Annotated in this window: 12 protein-coding genes; 2 read left to right on the top strand and 10 right to left on the bottom strand. The window is 76.2% G+C overall.

What is annotated here, in order from left to right:
• Nucleotides 1–43: 43 nt before the first annotated feature.
• From CHB98_RS09885 to CHB98_RS09900, 4 genes are all read right to left on the bottom strand, one after another.
• The gene (locus CHB98_RS09885) at nt 44–886 is read right to left on the bottom strand and encodes a DUF4191 domain-containing protein (protein WP_089305430.1); all 843 of its coding nucleotides are present in this window, start codon (nt 884–886) and stop codon (nt 44–46) included.
• Between the two features lie 76 nt (nt 887–962).
• The gene (gene lipA / locus CHB98_RS09890) at nt 963–1,928 is read right to left on the bottom strand and encodes a lipoyl synthase (protein ID WP_089305431.1); all 966 of its coding nucleotides are present in this window, start codon (nt 1,926–1,928) and stop codon (nt 963–965) included.
• 78 nt (nt 1,929–2,006) lie between these two features.
• Complete coding sequence (locus tag CHB98_RS09895) at nt 2,007–3,197, bottom strand: hypothetical protein (RefSeq protein WP_089305432.1); 1,191 nt, start codon at nt 3,195–3,197, stop codon at nt 2,007–2,009.
• Between the two features lie 82 nt (nt 3,198–3,279).
• Nucleotides 3,280–5,562, bottom strand: coding sequence for a putative bifunctional diguanylate cyclase/phosphodiesterase (locus tag CHB98_RS09900; protein WP_245821049.1), 2,283 nt, complete (start codon nt 5,560–5,562; stop codon nt 3,280–3,282).
• 242 nt (nt 5,563–5,804) lie between these two features.
• Here CHB98_RS09900 and leuS point away from each other — a divergent pair, with 242 nt between their 5' ends.
• A complete protein-coding gene (gene leuS / locus CHB98_RS09905) occupies nt 5,805–8,747 on the top strand; it encodes a leucine--tRNA ligase (RefSeq protein ID WP_089305434.1) in 2,943 nt (980 codons plus the stop codon).
• Nucleotides 8,748–8,775: 28 nt separating this feature from the next.
• Here the strand turns inward: leuS and lipB are convergent, their stop codons facing one another.
• Genes lipB through CHB98_RS09920 form a run of 3 tightly spaced genes read right to left on the bottom strand, consistent with a single transcriptional unit; the run spans nt 8,776 to nt 11,424 of the window.
• Nucleotides 8,776–9,423: a lipoyl(octanoyl) transferase LipB gene (lipB, locus tag CHB98_RS09910; RefSeq protein ID WP_089305435.1), complete on the bottom strand. Its 648-nt coding sequence runs from the start codon at nt 9,421–9,423 to the stop codon at nt 8,776–8,778.
• 22 nt (nt 9,424–9,445) lie between these two features.
• Entirely contained in the window at nt 9,446–10,180 is a 735-nt protein-coding gene (locus CHB98_RS09915; RefSeq protein WP_089305436.1) for a Type 1 glutamine amidotransferase-like domain-containing protein, read from the bottom strand.
• On the bottom strand, nt 10,180–11,424 hold the full coding sequence (locus CHB98_RS09920) for an NAD(P)/FAD-dependent oxidoreductase (protein ID WP_089305437.1): 1,245 nt from the start codon (nt 11,422–11,424) through the stop codon (nt 10,180–10,182). Before CHB98_RS09920 ends, CHB98_RS09915 begins: the two co-directional genes overlap by 1 nt.
• Before the next feature lie 117 nt (nt 11,425–11,541).
• Here CHB98_RS09920 and CHB98_RS09925 point away from each other — a divergent pair, with 117 nt between their 5' ends.
• Nucleotides 11,542–13,149 carry a serine/threonine-protein kinase gene (locus CHB98_RS09925; RefSeq protein WP_179224387.1) on the top strand — a complete coding sequence of 536 codons (1,608 nt, stop codon included), beginning with the start codon at nt 11,542–11,544 and terminating at the stop codon, nt 13,147–13,149.
• Nucleotides 13,150–13,156: 7 nt separating this feature from the next.
• Here the strand turns inward: CHB98_RS09925 and CHB98_RS09930 are convergent, their stop codons facing one another.
• The 3 genes from CHB98_RS09930 to lpdA all read right to left on the bottom strand — a co-directional run bounded on the left by CHB98_RS09930 (nt 13,157) and on the right by lpdA (nt 17,470).
• A complete protein-coding gene (locus CHB98_RS09930) occupies nt 13,157–14,065 on the bottom strand; it encodes a TIGR01777 family oxidoreductase (RefSeq protein WP_089305439.1) in 909 nt (302 codons plus the stop codon).
• 72 nt (nt 14,066–14,137) lie between these two features.
• Nucleotides 14,138–16,048, bottom strand: coding sequence for a 2-oxoglutarate dehydrogenase, E2 component, dihydrolipoamide succinyltransferase (sucB, locus tag CHB98_RS09935; protein ID WP_089305440.1), 1,911 nt, complete (start codon nt 16,046–16,048; stop codon nt 14,138–14,140).
• A 42-nt stretch (nt 16,049–16,090) separates the two neighbouring features.
• Nucleotides 16,091–17,470 carry a dihydrolipoyl dehydrogenase gene (lpdA, locus tag CHB98_RS09940; RefSeq protein ID WP_089305441.1) on the bottom strand — a complete coding sequence of 460 codons (1,380 nt, stop codon included), beginning with the start codon at nt 17,468–17,470 and terminating at the stop codon, nt 16,091–16,093.
• Between the last annotated feature and the right edge of the window lie 51 nt (nt 17,471–17,521).

Consider the following 17,521-nt stretch of genomic DNA (forward strand, 5'->3'; position numbering starts at 1 on the left):
ACCCGGGAGCTCGCGGCGGGGCCCTGCGGGCAGGCCACCAGGACTAGCGGCGGCGGACCTGGCGCTGGCTGACCGACATCTGCCGGCCGCCGGGCAGCGGGCCGCCGGGCACCGGCATCCGGGAGCCGCCCATGGCCGCCAGCCGCTTGCGCAGGGCGTTGAGCTCCCCGCCGGAGAGGTTGCGGGGCAGCTTCATCACGTGGGCGCTGAGCTTGCGCAGCGGGACCTGACCGTCCTCGTCGCCCACGAACAGGTCGTAGATGGGCGCGTCGCCGGCGATCCGGGCGAGCCGCTTCTTCTCCTGGGCCAGCAGCGGGCGCACCCGTGAGGGCACGCCCTCGGCGACCAGGATGACCCCGGGCCGGCCGGTCACCCGGTGGACGGCGTCCAGCTGGGTGGTGCCGGCGACGCCGGCGGAGACCTTCCAGTCGCCGCGCATGCCCTCGAGCACCCACGCCGCGGCACCCGGCTGGCCCTCCACCTGGCGGTAGGCCGAGCCCTGCGCGCGGCGGCCGAAGACGATCAGCGCGGCCAGCAGGCCCAGCACGATCGCCAGCGGCAGGAAGAGGAACGGCGAGCTCAGCAGGATGCCGACCAGCTCGACGACCGCCGCGACCGCCACGAAGGCGATGAGCATCACCCAGGGCAGCTTGGGGTCGTTGCGGCGGGTGAGGGAGTAGGCCTGCTTGATCATGCGGGCCTGGTTGGCGACCTTCTTCAGCCGGCCGACCTTCGGCCCGCCGTCCTTGCCGGCCTTCGCCGCACCCCGGCCGGAGGCCGTGGCCCCCGCCGACCCGCGCCGGCCGCGGAAGCGGGAACCGGGTCCGGTGCCGGCCTTGCCGGTGCCGGCGGGCGCGGGGGGGTCGGAGGGCCTGCTGCGTGCCATGTCCCCAGGATAGTTGTAGGACCGCCCCTCCCCCCACGCCTCGCTCCGCTCGGCGCGGGCCCCTGCGGGACGGCCGTCAGACCTGGTGAGTGAGACCGCGGGCCTCGACGGCCTGCTGGTAGAGCCGCCCGGCCCGGTAGGAGCTGCGCACCAGCGGCCCGGCGAGCACGCCCGGGAAGCCGATCTCCTCGGCGGCCTGCTGGAAGCCGACGAACTCGTCGGGCTTGACCCAGCGGACGACCGGGTGGTGCCGCGGCGAGGGCCGCAGGTACTGGGTGATGGTCAGCAGGTCACAGCCGGCGTCGTGCAGGGCGCGCATCGTCTCCACCACCTCGTCCGGCTCCTCGCCCATGCCCAGGATGAGGTTGGACTTGGTGACCAGCCCCGCCTCGCGGGCCGCGGTGATGACCGCGAGGGACCGGTCGAAGCGGAAGCCGGGGCGGATGCGCTTGAAGATGCGCGGCACGGTCTCGACGTTGTGCGCGAGCACCTCCGGCCGGGAGGAGAAGACCTCGGCCAGCTGCGCGGGGTCGGCGTTGAAGTCGGGGATGAGCAGCTCCACGCCGCAGCCGGGGAGCTGGGCGTGGATCTGCCGGACCGTCTCGGCGTACAGCCAGGCGCCGCCGTCGGGCAGGTCGTCGCGGGCGACGCCGGTGACCGTGGCGTACCTCAGTCCCATGGTGGCGACGCTCTCGGCGACCCGGCGGGGCTCGTCGGCGTCGAAGTCGGCGGGCTTGCCGGTGTCGATCTGGCAGAAGTCGCACCGCCGCGTGCACTGGTCGCCGCCGATGAGGAAGGTGGCCTCGCGGTCCTCCCAGCACTCGTAGATGTTGGGGCAGCCGGCCTCCTCGCAGACCGTGTGCAGCCCCTCGCGGCGGACCAGCGACTTCAGCTCGGTGTACTCCGGGCCGGTCTTCAGCCGCGTCTTGATCCACTCCGGCTTGCGCTCGATCGGGACCTGGCTGTTGCGGACCTCGAGGCGGAGCAGCTTGCGGCCCTGCGGCTCCGCGGCGGTTGGGGTCGGGGCCACCGTCTCGCTCATGATCGACCACGGTACCCCCGCAGACGGCAGCGCCCGCCTCGGTCGAGGCGGGCGCTGCTGCTCAGGGGTGCCGCGGTGTCAGGACGTCGGGTTGCGCTCGTCGTCCGCGTCGGAGCCCACGCCGCCGGTACCGGTCTGCGGCTGGTCGTTCGGCGAGGCCGTGGCGGTGTCCATGGCCGGGTCCGGCGACACGGTGGTCGCGGTCCCGGGGGCGCCGGCGTTCTCCGCCTCCCCGTAGGCCAGCTGCTGCGGCTGCTCGCCGATGGTGCTGTCCGCGGGGGTGGCGTCTCCCGGCATCGTCTGGGCGCTGGACACGGTCTTGCCGGAGTTGCTCGGTGAACTGGGCACGGGGTCCTCTCGGTAGCTGGGCACGGGCCCGTCGCCGGTGGGTGCGGGCGTCCACAGGTCGTCGGCCCCGCTGCGGCGACGGAGCACCACCACCACGACGGCGACGGTGCCGAGGACGGCGAGCAGCCACGGCCACCGCCGCGACCCGGACTCGGTGCCGGCCCCCCGCGAGAGGTCCCTACCCGCCCGGGCGGCCTTCGCACCCGCCGCGCGGCGCTTCTTCGCCGCGGCCTTCTCCAGCTCGGCGCGCTTCTTCGCGGCCTGCTTGCGGGCCGCGGCGGTGGTGGCGGTGAGCTCGAGGCGGCGCTGGTCGAGCTCGTCCCGCGCGCTGGTCAGCCCGGAGGCGAGGGACTCCCGGGTGTTCTCCAGCACCGGGGTCACCGCCTCGCGGGCGGCCAGCACCCGCGGGGCCGCGTACGCCAGCGTGGCCGCCTGGGCGGCGGTCAGCCGCGGGACGACGTCCTCGGTCAGCGCCTTCTGCGCGGCGTCGCGCGCGGCCTCGACGCGGGGGGCGAGGTCGGTGGCGGCCCGGCCGGCCGCGGCCTGGGCGGCGGTCACCGCGGCGGCCAGGTGCGGCGCGGCGGCCTCCCGTGCGGCCTCGACCCGGGGGCCGAGCGCGTCGCGGGTGGCGGTGACGCGCGGGGCGATGGCCTCCAGGGCGGCGTCCACCCGGGGGCCGACCGCGTCGCGGGCGGCCTCGACGGCGGGCGCGGCCACGGCCGCCGCGGCGGCCACGCGGGGCACCACCGCGCCCCGCGCGGCGTCCAGCGCCGGGCCGGTCGCCTCGCGGGCGGCCTCCACGCGCGGTCCGAGCTGCTCCGCCGCCGCCCTCCGGGCCTCCGCCACCGCCGTCCCGATGTGGGCGAGGCCCTCCTGGAGCTCCTCGCCGATGATCTGGCCGGATGTCTTCTTGCGGAACACGGGATGCACCTCCGGTAATCGTGTCGGCGGTCATCCTGCCCGCTCCCCGCGGACGGCACACCCCGGGTCGACCGGCCGGTCGCTACGGGTTCGACAGCGGCGCCGGGGTCTGCAGCCAGTCGACGAACGCCTCCACCGGCATCGGTCGGGCGATGGCGTGGCCCTGAGCGGTGTCGCAGCCGAGCCGGGCCAGGACCGCGGCGGTGTCGACGTCCTCGACCCCCTCGGCGACGAGCGTCAGGCCGAGGTCGTGCGCGAGGGCCACGGTGTGCCGCACGATCGCCGCGGCCCGCGGGTCGCGGCCGACGTCGAGGGTGAGGCTCCGGTCGAGCTTGAGCTCGTCGGCCGGCAGGTGCCGGAGGTAGGCCAGCGAGCTGTAGCCGGTGCCGTAGTCGTCGATCGACGTCCGGACACCCAGTCGGCGCAGCTGGCCCAGCACGGCGCGACCGCGCTCGGGGTCGGCCATCAGGGTGTCCTCGACCAGCTCGAGGGTCAGCGCGGCGGCCGGGAGTCCGTGGCGGTCCAGGGCCCGGGCGACCTTGGTGGGCAGGTCGAGGTCGGTGACGTCGGCCGCCGAGAGGTTGACCGAGACCGGCACGCGGCGCTCGGGCCACCACCGGGCCGCTGCGGTCAGGGAGAGCTCGAGGACGGTGTCGGCGAGCGGGCGCAGCAGCCCGGCCTGCTCCGCGGCGGGCAGCAGGTCGGCGGGGGACAGCAGCCCGCGGGTCGGGTGCTGCCAGCGGACGAGGGCCTCGGCGCCGACGACGCGCCCGTCCTCGAGGTCCACCTGCGGTTGCAGGTGGACGAGCAGTTGACCGCCCTCGTCCAGCGCCGTCCGCAACTCCTCCATGGTGTGCAGGCGGTCGCCCGTGCCGCCGTGCGGGTCGGGCACGTAGACCCGCACGCCCTCCCGGCTGGCCTTGGCGGCGTACATGGCGACGTCCGCACAGCGGAGCAGCTCCTGCACCGTCGCCGCGGGGACCGGGGCGGTGGCGACGCCGATGCTCACGCCCACGTGCAGGCGGGTGCCCTCCACGGTGAACGGCTGCAGCAGCAGCTCCCGGATCTGCTCGGCCCGCGCCTGCGCCACGTCGAGGGCGGCGTCGGGCAGCAGGACGGCGAACTCGTCACCGCCGAGCCGGGCGAGCGTGTCCGAGGTGCGCAGCGCACCGCGCAGCCGGGGTCCGACCTGGCCCAGCAGGCTGTCGCCGGCGTGGTGCCCCAGGCTGTCGTTGACCTCCTTGAAGCCGTCGAGGTCGAGCAGCAGGAGCGCCGCGGGATGGCGGGCGGTGGCGGTGGCCAGCATCCGCCGGGCCTCGTCGATCAGCGCCCGCCGGTTGGGCAGGCCGGTCAGCTCGTCGGTCCGGGCCTGCTCGCGGACCTCGTTGAAGGCGCGGACCTCCCGGAAGGTGATCGCGGTGCGCGCCAGCGCCGCGACGACGCAGCCCACGGCGAGCCAGGCGGCCGCGGCGGAGAACCGGTCCCCGTAGCCGGCGGCGAGGATCACCAGGCTGGCCAGGTTGCAGGTCAGCGGCAGGGCCAGGACGCGCCACCCGACCCGGGTGGCGGCCCGAGCGCCGGCGTCCGCGGACGCCTGGACGGCACCGGGGTCGCTGTGGTGCGCGGCGAGTGCGAAGGAGGCCATCGCGACCAGCCAGGTGAGGTCCAGTGGGCCGCCTTCGACGTACACCCCGGCGGTGGCCAGGTCGAGGAAGACGATGTCACCGACCAGCTGGGCCACGATGCCGGCACCGAGCAGCAGCAGGGTCCGGTCGCGGCGAACGCCCAGGATCGCCCCCACGCCGACCAGCAGGGCCAGCAGGACGACGTCGGCGATGGGGTAGGCCAGGCTCGTCAGCACCGCAGCCAGGTGACCCTCGGTGACCTCCAGGGCGGGCCCGAGCAGGACGGCGACCGCGACGGCGCCCGCGCCCAGGGCCCCGACGACACCGTCGAGCCACATGCTGGCGTGGAAGCGGGCGACCCGGGCCCGGATCAGCCCGACGAGGGTGACGTAGAGCGGCACGTAGAAGCCGAGGTAGAAGGCATCGGCGATCGACGGGAACGGCTCCTCCGCCATCCGCGCGACCACCAGCGAGTAGACGAGGTTGCCCGCGACACCCAGGAGGAGCGCGACCGTCATCGACCACCAGGCCAGCCGGTCGCCCTCCGCGCGGAGCGCCGCGAGGGCGCACACGAGCGCGGCGCCGACGTAGACGGCGTTGTAGAGGACGAGGTCGTAGGCGACCGCCCAGCCCTCGCCGTCCGGCCGGCCCCACGCACCGGTGGCGAAGACCGCGAGGGCCGCCAGCGTCAGCGCGAGGGCGTGGCGGGACGGGGCGGTGGCCCGGGCGGTCGACGGCACACCAGCCCCTTCGGCCGGGACGGTCCCCGTCTCCATCCGAGCCCGGGGTGGCCTGCCCCGCACGGGTGTGGCGGGGGTGGGCGCCGGTGCGCGGTAGCATCGAGGGCGTGACCAGGCGGCTCCTCCTCCCGCGGCCGTGCTGACTCCAGACCCAGCAGTCAGCACGGCGACCCCTCCTGTGTGAGGGGTCTTTTCGTGTCCGCCGCCGGTACGAGCACCCCGAGGACCCAGGAGCGCCGACGATGAGCCAGACGGCCCAGCAGCCGAGTGCCGAGCAGCAGCCGGCGGGCGGCCCGGACGACGGGGTCCCGCCGCACCGGTACACGCCCGCCCTGGCGCAGCGCATCGAGCTGGCCTGGCAGGACCGCTGGGAGTCCGAGGGCACCTTCCACACGCCCAACCCCGTCGGTCGGCTGGCCGAGGGCTTCGAGCGGGTCGCCGGCCGGCCCAAGTTCTTCGTGATGGACATGTTCCCGTACCCGTCGGGCGCCGGGCTGCACGTCGGCCACCCGCTGGGCTACCTGGGCACCGACGTCACCAGCCGGTTCCGCCGGATGGACGGCGACAACGTGCTGCACCCGATGGGCTACGACGCCTTCGGCCTGCCCGCCGAGCAGTACGCCGTCCAGACCGGGCAGCACCCGCGGGTCACCACCGAGGCCAACATCGCCGCGATCCGCGCGCAGCTGCGCCGGCTGGGCGTCGACCACGACGACCGCCGCAGCTTCGCCACCATCGACCCGGGCTACTACCGGTGGACCCAGTGGATCTTCCTGCGGGTGTTCGGCTCGTGGTTCGACCGGTCCGCCGGCCGGGCGCGGCCGATCGGGGAGCTGGTCGCCGAGCTGGACGCCGGCACCCGCGAGCCGGACCCGGGCACGGACCCCACCGGCCGGCCGTGGGCGGAGCTGGACGACGTCGAGCGGCGCCGGGTCGTCGACGCGCACCGGCTGGCCTACCTGCACGAGGCGCCGGTCAACTGGTGCCCGGGGCTGGGCACGGTGCTGTCCAACGAGGAGGTCACCCCCGACGGGCGCTCCGAGCGCGGCAACTTCCCGGTGTTCCGGCGCCCGCTGACCCAGTGGATGATGCGGATCACCGCCTACGCCGAGCGGCTGCTGACCGACCTGGACCGGCTGGACTGGTCGGACTCGCTCAAGCAGATGCAGCGCAACTGGATCGGCCGCTCCACCGGCGCGCGGATCGGGTTCCCCGTCGGGGTGGCGGGGCGGGCGGATGACGCAGCGCCCGAGACGATCGAGGTCTTCACCACCCGGCCGGACACGCTGTTCGGCGCCACCTACGTGGTGCTGGCCCCCGAGCACCCGCTGGTGGGCGCGCTGACCGCGCAGGCGTGGCCGGACGGCGCCGACCCGCGCTGGACCGCCGGCGCCGCGACCCCCGCCGAGGCGGTGCGGGAGTACCAGCGGCAGGCCTCGCGGCGGTCGGAGCTGGACCGGCAGGACGCCGGCCGGGAGAAGACCGGCGTCTGGCTGGGCGTGACGGCGACCAACCCGGCCGACGGCCGGGAGCTGCCCGTCTTCATCGCCGACTACGTGCTGACCGGCTACGGCACCGGCGCGATCATGGCCGTGCCCGGGCAGGACGCGCGGGACTGGGAGTTCGCCGAGGTCTTCGGGCTGCCCATCGTGCGCACCGTGCAGCCGCCCGCGGACTTCGACGGGAAGGCCTGGACCGGGCCCGGCCCGGCGGTCAACTCGGCCAACGGCGAGCTGTCGCTGGACGGCCTGGACGTCGACGCCGCCAAGGCCGCGATCGTCGACTGGCTGGCCGCGCGCGGCGCCGGCGAGGCCACGACCACCTACAAGCTGCGCGACTGGCTGTTCAGCCGGCAGCGCTACTGGGGCGAGCCGTTCCCCATCGTGTACGCCATCGACGGCGAGGACGCCGACCTGCCCGTCGCCGTCCCGGACGCGATGCTGCCGGTGCTGCTGCCGGAGGTCGACGACTACTCGCCGAAGACCTTCGCCGACGACGACGCCGACTCCGCGCCGGAGCCGCCGCTGTCGCGGGCCGCCGACTGGACCACCGTCGAGCTGGACCTGGGCGACGGCCCGCGCAAGTACCGGCGGGAGACCAACACGATGCCCAACTGGGCCGGGTCGTGCTGGTACCACCTGCGCTACCTGGACCCGGGCGACGACGAGCGCATGGTGGACCCGGAGCTGGAGCGCTACTGGCTGGGCCCGCGCGGTCCGGGCGACGTCGGCGGGGTCGACCTGTACGTCGGTGGGGTCGAGCACGCGGTGCTGCACCTGCTGTACGCCCGGTTCTGGCACAAGGTGCTGTTCGACCTGGGGTACGTCTCCAGCGAGGAGCCGTTCCGCCGGCTGGTCAACCAGGGCTACATCTCCGCCTACGCCTACACCGACGAGCGCGGCTTCTACGTGCCCGCCGCCGACGTCGAGGAGCGCGACGGGCAGTTCCTGTACGAGGGCCGGCCGGTCGACCGGGAGTACGGGAAGATCGGCAAGAGCCTGAAGAACATGGTGACGCCCGACGAGATGATCGCCGCCTACGGCGCGGACACCTTCCGGGTCTACGAGATGTCCACCGGCCCGCTGGACCAGTCCCGCCCGTGGGAGACCAAGGCCGTCGTCGGCTCGCAGCGGCTGCTGCAGCGGATCTGGCGGGTCGTCGTCGACGAGGGGACCGGTGCGCCCCGCGCCGCCGACGTCGAGCCCGGCGAGGACACCCTGCGCGCCCTGCACCGGACGATCGCCGGGGTCCGTGACGGCTTCGCCACCCTGCGGTTCAACATCGCCATCGCCCGGGTCACCGAGCTGACCAACCACCTGACCCAGGTGTACGGCGCCGACTCGCCGGTGCCGCGGTCGGTGGCCGAGCCGCTGGTGCTGCTGGTCGCGCCGCTGGCCCCGCACGTCGCCGAGGAGCTGTGGTCGCGCCTGGGCCACGACGCCTCGCTGGCCTGGCACCCGTTCCCGGACGCCGACCCCCGCTGGCTGGTCGAGGACACCGTGCAGGTCGCCGTCCAGCTGAACGGCAAGGTGCGCGCTCAGGTCAGCGTCCCGGCGGACGCCGACGCCGCCGCCCTGGAGGCCGCCGCCCGCGCCGACGAGAAGGTCGCCGCCCACCTGGCGGGACGGACGGTCCGCCGGGTCGTCGCCGTCCCGGGCCGGCTGGTCAACTTCGTCGTGGGCTGAGCGGGGGCCGGGCGCGCCCGGCCCCCGCTCAGGACGCCAGCGCGGCGCGGACCGCCTTCTCGACCGGGTCGATCGCCTCGGCGACCGGCACGTCGCGACCCAGCTCGGCCGACAGCGACGTCACGCCGGCGTCGGGGATGCCGCAGGGGACGATCGCGCCGAACGCGCCGAGGTCGGGGTCGCAGTTGAGGGCGAAGCCGTGCATGGTCACGCCGCGGGCGACCCGGATGCCGATCGCGGCGACCTTGCGCTCGGGGCGGTACCGGCTGCCCGGCCCCGGCTCGTCGGCGGGCAGCCAGACGCCGCTGCGCCCGTCCACCCGCCCGGCCTCGACCCCGAAGCCGGCGCACACCTCGATGAGCGCGCCCTCCAGCCGGCGGACGTAGGCGACGACGTCGACCGGGTCCGGCAGCGCCACGATGGGGTAGCCGACCAGCTGGCCGGGCCCGTGCCAGGTGATCTTCCCGCCGCGGTCGACGTCGACCACGGGCGTGCCGTCCTGCGGCCGCTCGTGGGCCGCGGTTCGCTTGCCGGCCGTGTAGACCGACGGGTGCTCCAGCAGCAGCAGCGTGTCGGGGCCCTCGCCGGCGACCCGGGCCGCGTGCAGGGCCCGCTGGCGCTCCCAGGCCTCCTCGTAGGGGACCGTGCCCGCCCGGACGACCTCCAGCTCAGTCACGGCTCCCAGCCTATGCCTGCGCTCAGCGCAGCCTGCGCGGCTCGACCCGGGTCTCGACCGCCGTTCCGTCCGGACCGCGCTCGACGCGGTGGGCGGCCGCGCCCGGCCGGTCCGCGACCGCCTCGACCAGCGCGGTGCCGCGGTAGACCAGCCCCACGCCGTCGTCCGTGGCGTGCCCGCCGGGCAGCGTGCCGTCGGCGACCAGCCGGTGGTACAGCGGGCGGCGCTGTGCCTCGGCGTCGTGGTGGACGCCGTTGGACGTGGGGATCAGACCCAGCCCGTCCGTCACCGGGCGCAGCTCGGGGCCGTGGGAGTCGGTGGTGCCGCCGACGTGCCAGCACAGCGACCCCGCCGACACCCCGCCGAGCACGACGCCGGCCTCCCACACCTCCCGGAACACCTCGTCGAGGCCGTGCACCCGCCACACCGCCAGCAGGTTGGCCACGCTGCCCCCGCCGACCCAGACCACGTCCTGCGCCAGCAGGTGCGCGCGCACGTCGGGCACCGTCGGCATCGGGAACAGGCTCAGGTGGCTGACCTGCACCCGGCTGCCGGCGAACGCGCCGTAGACGCCGGCCAGCCGCACCGGGTCGTCGCCGGTGGCGGTGCCCAGGTAGCACAGCCGGGGGCGCTCGGGTGCCCCGGCGAGCTCGGCGGCCAGGTCGAACACCGGGCCCGGGGCCCAGTCGTACGGGCCGCGCCGGCGGGAGTCGAAGCCGATGCTCGTGGCCAGGATGGTCGGTGCGGTGGCGGGCATCAGGCGGCTCCTCGCCGGGCCGGGCGCAGGGCGGCGAGGACGGCCCGCGCGGTGCGCGCCCCGCTGGCCATGGCGCCCTGGATGGACGGGGTGTCGCGGTGGTCGCCGCAGACGTACAGGCCGCCGCCGAGGTCGACCGCGCGGCGCAGCTGCAGCGGCGGGAGGGCGGCCGGCTGCGCGCCCGTGACGGTGACCGAGGTGAGGTGCTCGAGGTCGCCGGGGCCGACGCCGTGCAGCGCGGCCACCTCGCCGCGCACCTCGGCCTCGCGGGTCGGGGCCAGGCTGGAGCTGGCGACCAGCGCCCGGCCGTCGGGGCTGTAGGCGGGCTGGGCGTCGGTGAGCACGACGCTGTTGACCAGCCGCCCGCCCGGCGTCCCGAGCACGACCAGCGGGTCCCCGGTCGGTGAGGCGGGCAGCACGTGCAGGTGGGTGGTGACCTGCCGGGGCGCCGAGCCGGTCACCGCCGGCACCAGCGCGGCGGCGGTGCCCGGGTCGGTGGCGACGACGACCGCGTCGGCCCGCACCGGGCCGTCGTCGGAGGTGACCCCGGTGCCGCTCACCGCGGTGACCCGCACCCCCAGGTGCACCCGGCCGGCACCCACCCGGTCGGCCAGCTGCTCCCCGATGCGCTGCATGCCCCGGGCCGGCAGCCCGATGGGCCCGCGGGCGAAGCTGCGCCAGAGCAGGTCCAGGTAGCGGCTGGAGGTCTCCAGCCGGTCCTCCAGCAGCACGCCGGCGAGGAACGGCCGGAAGAACCGGTCGATCGCCGCGTCACCGACCCCGGCCGCCCGCAGCCGCTGCTCCGCGGTCGTCTCCGGCGCCCGCAGCAGCCGCTCGACCGGGGTGAGGGCCGCCCGCGCGGAGAACCCCGCGATGGCCGCCTTGCGGGCCGGGGACCCGATCGGGGCGCGCAGCGTGCCGAGGACCTCCGCCGGCCGGCGGCGCGGGTCGACCACCCGGTGCGCCCGGCCGTCGACCCGCACCACCGCGCCGGCCCAGAACCAGCCCAGGTCGAGGGCGGCCAGGTCCAGGTCGGCGACCCGCGGGTAGCCCACGTTGAGCACCTGGAAGCCGCGGTCGACGACGAAGCCGTCGACGACCTCGGTGGCCACCCGGCCCCCGGCGTGCCGCGCGGCGTCCAGCACGTGCACGTCGCAGCCGGCGGCGGCCAGCCGCCAGGCGGCGGACAGGCCGGCCAGCCCGGCCCCGACGACCACGACCTCGGCACGGGCGGGCAGCGGCATGCCCCGAACCTAGGCCGCCGGGCGCCGGCGCACGCGGCCGGGCCGGGTCCGTGGACGGCGCCAACGCCTGTGGACAGCGCCCGCGGGGTGCCCGGCCGGCCGCCTACGGTGCCCGCCATGCCGACGTCCCCGCCCGCGCCCGTCGTCCCCGGCTACCGGCTGGAGGAGCTGCTGGGCCGCGGCGGGTCCGGCGAGGTGTGGCGGGCGGTGCCCCGGTCCGGTGGTGCTCCGGTGGCGGTGAAGCTGCTGGTCGCCGGCGACGCCGAGCGCCAGGCGCGCGAGGCGGCCCTGCTGGGCGAGCTGGACCACCCCCACCTGGTGCGGCTGCACGAGGTCGTCCACGAGCCGCGCCGCGGCGGGCAGCCGCGGGTGGCACTGGTGCTCGACCTGCTCGCCGGCGGCAGCCTGGCCGCCCTGCTCGCCCGCCGCGGGCGGCTGCGGCCGGGTGAGGTGGTCACCGCGCTGGCCCCGGTGGCCGCCGCGCTGGCGCACGCCCACGAGCGCGGGGTGGTGCACGGCGACCTGTCCCCGGGCAACGTCGTGTTCACAGCCGAGGGCCGCCCGGTGCTCACCGACCTCGGGGTGGCGCACGTGCTCGGCGAGGAGTCCGCCGGCGAGGTGACGCCGGCCTACGTCGACCCGTCCGTCGCCCGCGGCGGCGCGTGCGGCCCGGCCTCGGACGTCTTCGGGGTGGCCGCGGCGGCCTTCCACGCGCTGACCGGGGTGGCGCCGTGGAACGCCGCGACGCCCGCGGACACCCTGCGGGTCGCCGCGGACGGCGAGCTGCCCGACCTCGCCGCGCTCGCCCCCGAAGCCCCGCCGGAGCTGCTCGCCGTCGTGGCCCGGGGGCTGTCCGCCGACCCGCACGACCGGGGCTCGGCGGCCGCCTTCGCGCTCGACCTGCGGCACGCCTGCCGGCCGGAGCCGGTGCGGCTGCCGCGGGCCGGCGTGCCCGACGAGGAGCTGGCCCGCACCGGCCGCGGCCCGCGCACCGAGCTCACCCACCAGGTCCCCGGCCGGCACCGCCAGGCGCCGTCCGAGCCCTCCACGCGCACCGGGCTGCGCTCGTGGGCCACTGCCGCGGCGCCGCTGCTGCGGCGGGCCGCCCTGCCGCTCGCCGCGGTGGCGGTCCTCGGTGGGCTGGTGTGGCTGGGCGTCTCGTGGGGGAGCGGGGCGGCGGCGCCCGGGGCCGCGGGGCCCGCCCTCGCCGACCGGGCCGCCGGCGCACCGGCCGCACCGGCGCCCTCCGGACCGGTCCCGCCGGGCCCGGCCGCGCCGCCGGCCCCGGTGGCCGTCCCCCCGCCGGCGGAGCCGGCCGACGTGCTCGAGGAGGACTGGGCGGCCCGGCTCACCGAGCTGTACCGGCGCCGTGCGGAGGCGCTGTCGGCGGGCTCCGCGGCGCGGCTGGCGGAGGTGTACGCCCCCGGCAGCGCCGTGCTGGACGCCGACCGGGACACCCTGGCCGCGCTGGCGGCCGCCGGGGAGGCGGTGCGCGGCTTCGCCCCGCAGGTGGTCGACGCGTCCGTCCTGGAGGAGGCGCCCGGCGGCAGGCGGGTGGTGCTGCGGGTGGTCGACCGCTGGCCGGACTACGCGGTGGTGCCGGCGGCCGACCGGGCGGGGCCGGCGCCGCGCCCGGTGGCCGGGCGGGGCGAGGCGGAGGTGCTGATGACGCTGGAGGCCACCGCGGCCGGGTGGCGGATCGCGTCGGCCGAGCGGGTGGGGTGAGCCGCCGTCAGGCGCGCTGCAGGGCCGCCCGGAGGGCGGCGTCCAGGTCACGGTGCGTCCAGCGGTAGCCGGCCCGCTCCAGGGCCGCCGGCAGCGCGCGCTGGCCGGCCAGGACGCTGGACCGGCCGAACTCACCGAGCGCAAGGGCGATCACCGGCCCGGGCACCGGCAGCACGGCCGGCCGGTGCACCGCGGCGGCCAGCCGCCGGACGAACTCGGCGTTGGTGACGGGGGCCGGCCCGGTGAGGTTGACCGGGCCGGAGACGTCGCTGCCCAGCAGGAAGCGGATGGCGCCCACCTCGTCGTCCAGGCTGATCCAGGGCCAGTACTGCCACCCCGACCCCATCCGGCCGCCCAGGCCGGCGCGGAAGACCAGCCCGAGGATGCGCACGAGCATCGCGTCGCGGCCCACGACCAGGCCGGTGCGCAGGTGGGCGACGCGGACGCCGGCGTCCTCGGCCGGCCGGGTCGCGGCCTCCCACTCGACGCACAGCCGGGCCAGGAAGTCCGAGCCGGGCGGCGCGTCCTCCTCCACCGGCCGGTCCCCGGTGTCGCCGTAGTAGCCGACGGCGGAGGCCGACAGCAGCACCCGCGGGCGGGCCGGGTCGGCGGCGGCCGCGGCGGCCAGCGCCCCGCTCACGGTGGCGGTGCTGTCCAGCCGGCTGGAGCGCAGTTGCTCCTTGTAGCCGGTGGTGAACGGCCGCGGCCGGATCGGCGTGCCGGCCAGGTTGACCACGGCGTCCACGTCGGCCAGCACGGCCGGGCCGACCCGCCGGTGCTGCGGGTCCCACCGGTGCTCGTCGGCCGTGCGCGGGGTGCGGCGGACCAGCCGCAGCACCTCGTGCCCGTCGGTGCGCAGTGCCGGGACCAGCCGTGACCCGATCAGCCCGGAGGAGCCGGTGACCGCGACCTTCATGTGTCTCCTCGGAGGGGCGGGCCGCACTCGGGGCCCCGGCTGGTGCCGGGGCCCCGAGTGGTGCGCTCTGGGTCAGGAGAGGCCGAGCTCGCCGTGGAACTGGGCCGCCTCCAGCCGCTGCTTCACCGTGGTGAGGAAGCGGGCGGCGTCCGCGCCGTCGACGATGCGGTGGTCGTAGGTCAGCGCCAGGTAGACCATCGACCGGACCGCGATCACCTCGCCGAGGCCGGGGTCCTGGACGACGACCGGCCGCTTGACCACGGTGCCGACGCCGAGGATGGCCACTTGCGGCTGGTTGATGATCGGCGTGTCGAACAGCGCCCCGCGGCTGCCGGTGTTGGTCAGCGTGAACGTGCCGCCCCCGAGCTCGTCGGGGGTGACCTTGTTGGCGCGGGTCCGCTCGGCCAGGTCGGCGATCTTGCGGGCCAGACCGCCGATGCTGAGGTCGCCGGCGTCCCGGATCACCGGCACCAGCAGCCCGCGCTCGGTGTCCACGGCCACGCCGAGGTTCTCCGCGTCGTGGTAGGTCACCGTGCCGGCCTCGAGGTCGATCGAGGAGTTGACCGCCGGGTGCGCCTTGAGCGCCTCCACCGCCGCCTTGGCGAAGAACGGCAGGAAGGACAGCTTGACGCCCTCGCGGGACTCGAAGTCCCGCTTGGCCCGGTCGCGCAGCCGCGCGATGGCGGTGACGTCGGCCTCCACCACCGTGGTCAGCTGGGCGCTGACCTGCAGCGACTCCACCATCCGCCGGGCGATGACGGTGCGCAGCCGGGACAGCTTCTCGGTGCGCCCGCGCAGCGTGGTGTCCGGCTTGGCGGCCGGCGACGGGCTGGGTGCCGGCCGGCCCGAGGCTGCGGCCGGCGCCTCGGCCGGTGCCTCCGCCGGGGCCTCCGCCGGTGCCTCGGCGGGGGCGGCGGCCTTCTCGGCGGCGGCGATGACGTCCTGCTTGCGGATCCGCCCGCCGACGCCGGTCCCGGTGACCGAGGACAGGTCGACGCCGCGCTCGGCGGCCATCCGGCGCACCAGCGGGGTGACGTACTGGCCGCCGCCGTCCCCGGCGGGCGCGGGGGACGGGGTCTTCGGCGCCGCGGGGGCCTGGGGGGCCACCGCCTGCGCCGGGGACGGCGCGTCGGTGGGCGAGGTGCTCGGCAGCACCCCGCCGGTGCCGTAGTCCGCGCCCGGAGCCTCCGACTTCGGCTGGGCCTGCTGCGGGGTGGGGTCGGCCTGCGGGGTGGGCTCGGTCGCCTGGGCCGGCGGCGTGGGGTCCCGCTGCTCCTGCTGGGACTGCGGCTCCTGCGGGGCCGGGGTCTCCTGCTGGGCCGGAGCGGGCTCGGACGGCGCGCTGCCGCCGGCCGACCCGGACCCGATGACGGCCAGCTCCGCGCCGACCTCCACGGTCTCGTCCTCGCCGACCGAGATGGACAGCAGGGTGCCCGACACCGGAGCGGGGATCTCGGTGTCCACCTTGTCGGTGGAGACCTCCAGCAGCGGCTCGTCGGCGGTGACCTCGTCGCCCACCGACTTCAGCCAGCGGGTGACGGTGCCCTCGGTGACGCTCTCGCCGAGCGCCGGCATGGTCACCTTCGTGCCCTCGCCGCCGCCCGCGTCGGCGCCGTCGCCGCCGCCCGAGGACGCCTGGGCCGGCTCGGGCTCGGTCTCCGGCTGGGCCTCCTGCGCCGGGGCCTGCTCCTGCTGGGCCGGGGCCTCGGCGGTGTCCGGGTCGGCGGCCGGTGCGCCGCCGTCGCCGTCCCCACCGATGACCGCCAGCTCCGCGCCGACGTCCACGGTCTCGTCCTCCGAGACCAGGATCTTGGTGAGCACGCCGGCGGCCGGCGAGGGGATCTCGGTGTCGACCTTGTCGGTCGACACCTCGAGGAGGGGCTCGTCGACCTCGACCTGCTCACCCTCCTGCTTGAGCCATCGGGTGACCGTGCCCTCGGTGACGCTCTCGCCCAGGGCGGGCATGGTGACGGACGTCGGCATCGACGCGGTGCTCCTTCGGCTCCGGGGGAGGGTGGGGGTGGGTCAGCTGTGCGCGTGCAGGGGCTTGCCGGCCAGCGCGAGGTGCGCCTCGCCCAGGGCCTCGCTCTGCGTCGGGTGCGCGTGGATCAGGCTGGCCACGTCGTCGGCCTCGGCCTCCCAGTTGTAGATCAGCTGCGCCTCGGCGATGAGCTCGCCGACCCGGCTGCCGACCATGTGCACGCCGACCACGGGGCCGTCCGGGGCCTGCACCAGCTTGACCGCGCCCTGGGTCTTGAGGATCTGGCTGCGGCCGTTGCCGCCGAGGTCGTAGGTGAGCACCTTGACGTCGCCGTAGCGCTCCTTGGCCTGGGCCTCGGTGAGGCCGACCGAGGCGACCTCGGGCTCGGAGTAGGTGACCCGGGGGACGCCGGCGTAGTCGATCGGCGCCGGCTCCAGCCCGGCCAGCCGCTCGGCGACGAGGATGCCCTCGCCGAAGCCGACGTGCGCCAGCTGCAGGCTGGGGACGAGGTCGCCCACGGCGGAGATGGTCTCCACGTTCGTGCGCATGTGCTGGTCGACGAGCACGTACCCGCGCTCCATCGCGACGCCGGCCTCCTCGTAGCCCAGCCCCTGGCTGACCGGGCCCCGGCCGACGGCGACGAGCAGGAGCTCGGCCTCGATCTCCTTGCCGTTCTCCAGCGAGACGGTCACGCCGTTCTCGGTGGTCTGCACGCCCGAGACCTTGCTGCCCAGCTCGAAGTTGATCTTCCGGCGGCGGAAGGCGCGCTCCAGCAGCTTGGAGGACGACTCGTCCTCCAGCGGCACCAGGTGCGGCAGGGCCTCGACGATCGTCACGTCGACGCCGAAGGACCTCCAGGCACTCGCGAACTCGCAGCCGATGACCCCGCCGCCGAGGATGACCGCCGAGGTGGGTACGTGGTCCAGGCTCATCGCGTGGTCGCTGGTGATGACCTTGGTGCCGTCGATGTCGATGCCGGGCAGGGTGCGCGCGTAGGAGCCGGTGGCGAGCAGCACGTGCTTGCCCTCGTAGCGCTGCCCGCCCACCTCGACCGCGGTGGGGGAGACCAGCCGGCCCTCGCCCTCGACGTACTGGATGCCGCGGCTCTTGATCAGCCCCTGCAGGCCCTTGTACAGCCGCGAGACGACGCCGTCCTTGTAGGCGTTGACGCCGTCCATGTCGATGCCGGCCAGCGACGTCTTGACGCCGAACTGCTCGCCCTCGCGCGCGCTGTCGGCGATCTCGCCGCTGTGCAGGAGCGCCTTGGTGGGGATGCAGCCACGGTGCAGGCAGGTGCCGCCGACCTTGTCCTTCTCGATCAGGACGACGGACATGCCCAGCTCGGCGGCGCGCAGCGCCGCGGCGTAGCCACCCGAGCCACCACCGAGGATGACCAGGTCGGCGGGCGAGGTGGGTGCGCTCACGAGTCTCTCCTCGGGTGCCGGGGACCCGCCCGTTCACACGCGCGGGGGATG

The organism is Geodermatophilus pulveris (assembly GCF_900188375.1).
Classification (GTDB): domain Bacteria; phylum Actinomycetota; class Actinomycetes; order Mycobacteriales; family Geodermatophilaceae; genus Geodermatophilus; species Geodermatophilus pulveris.

What these genes read in the sequence shown, in the direction of transcription:
- CHB98_RS09885 (WP_089305430.1), bottom strand. Translation starts at nt 886, where the DNA reads ATGGCACGCAGCAGGCCCTCCGACCCCCCCGCGCCCGCCGGCACCGGC.
- lipA (WP_089305431.1), bottom strand. Translation starts at nt 1,928, where the DNA reads ATGAGCGAGACGGTGGCCCCGACCCCAACCGCCGCGGAGCCGCAGGGC.
- leuS (WP_089305434.1), top strand. Translation starts at nt 5,805, where the DNA reads ATGAGCCAGACGGCCCAGCAGCCGAGTGCCGAGCAGCAGCCGGCGGGC.
- CHB98_RS09915 (WP_089305436.1), bottom strand. Translation starts at nt 10,180, where the DNA reads ATGCCCGCCACCGCACCGACCATCCTGGCCACGAGCATCGGCTTCGAC.
- CHB98_RS09920 (WP_089305437.1), bottom strand. Translation starts at nt 11,424, where the DNA reads ATGCCGCTGCCCGCCCGTGCCGAGGTCGTGGTCGTCGGGGCCGGGCTG.
- CHB98_RS09925 (WP_179224387.1), top strand. Translation starts at nt 11,542, where the DNA reads ATGCCGACGTCCCCGCCCGCGCCCGTCGTCCCCGGCTACCGGCTGGAG.
- CHB98_RS09930 (WP_089305439.1), bottom strand. Translation starts at nt 14,065, where the DNA reads ATGAAGGTCGCGGTCACCGGCTCCTCCGGGCTGATCGGGTCACGGCTG.
- sucB (WP_089305440.1), bottom strand. Translation starts at nt 16,048, where the DNA reads ATGCCGACGTCCGTCACCATGCCCGCCCTGGGCGAGAGCGTCACCGAG.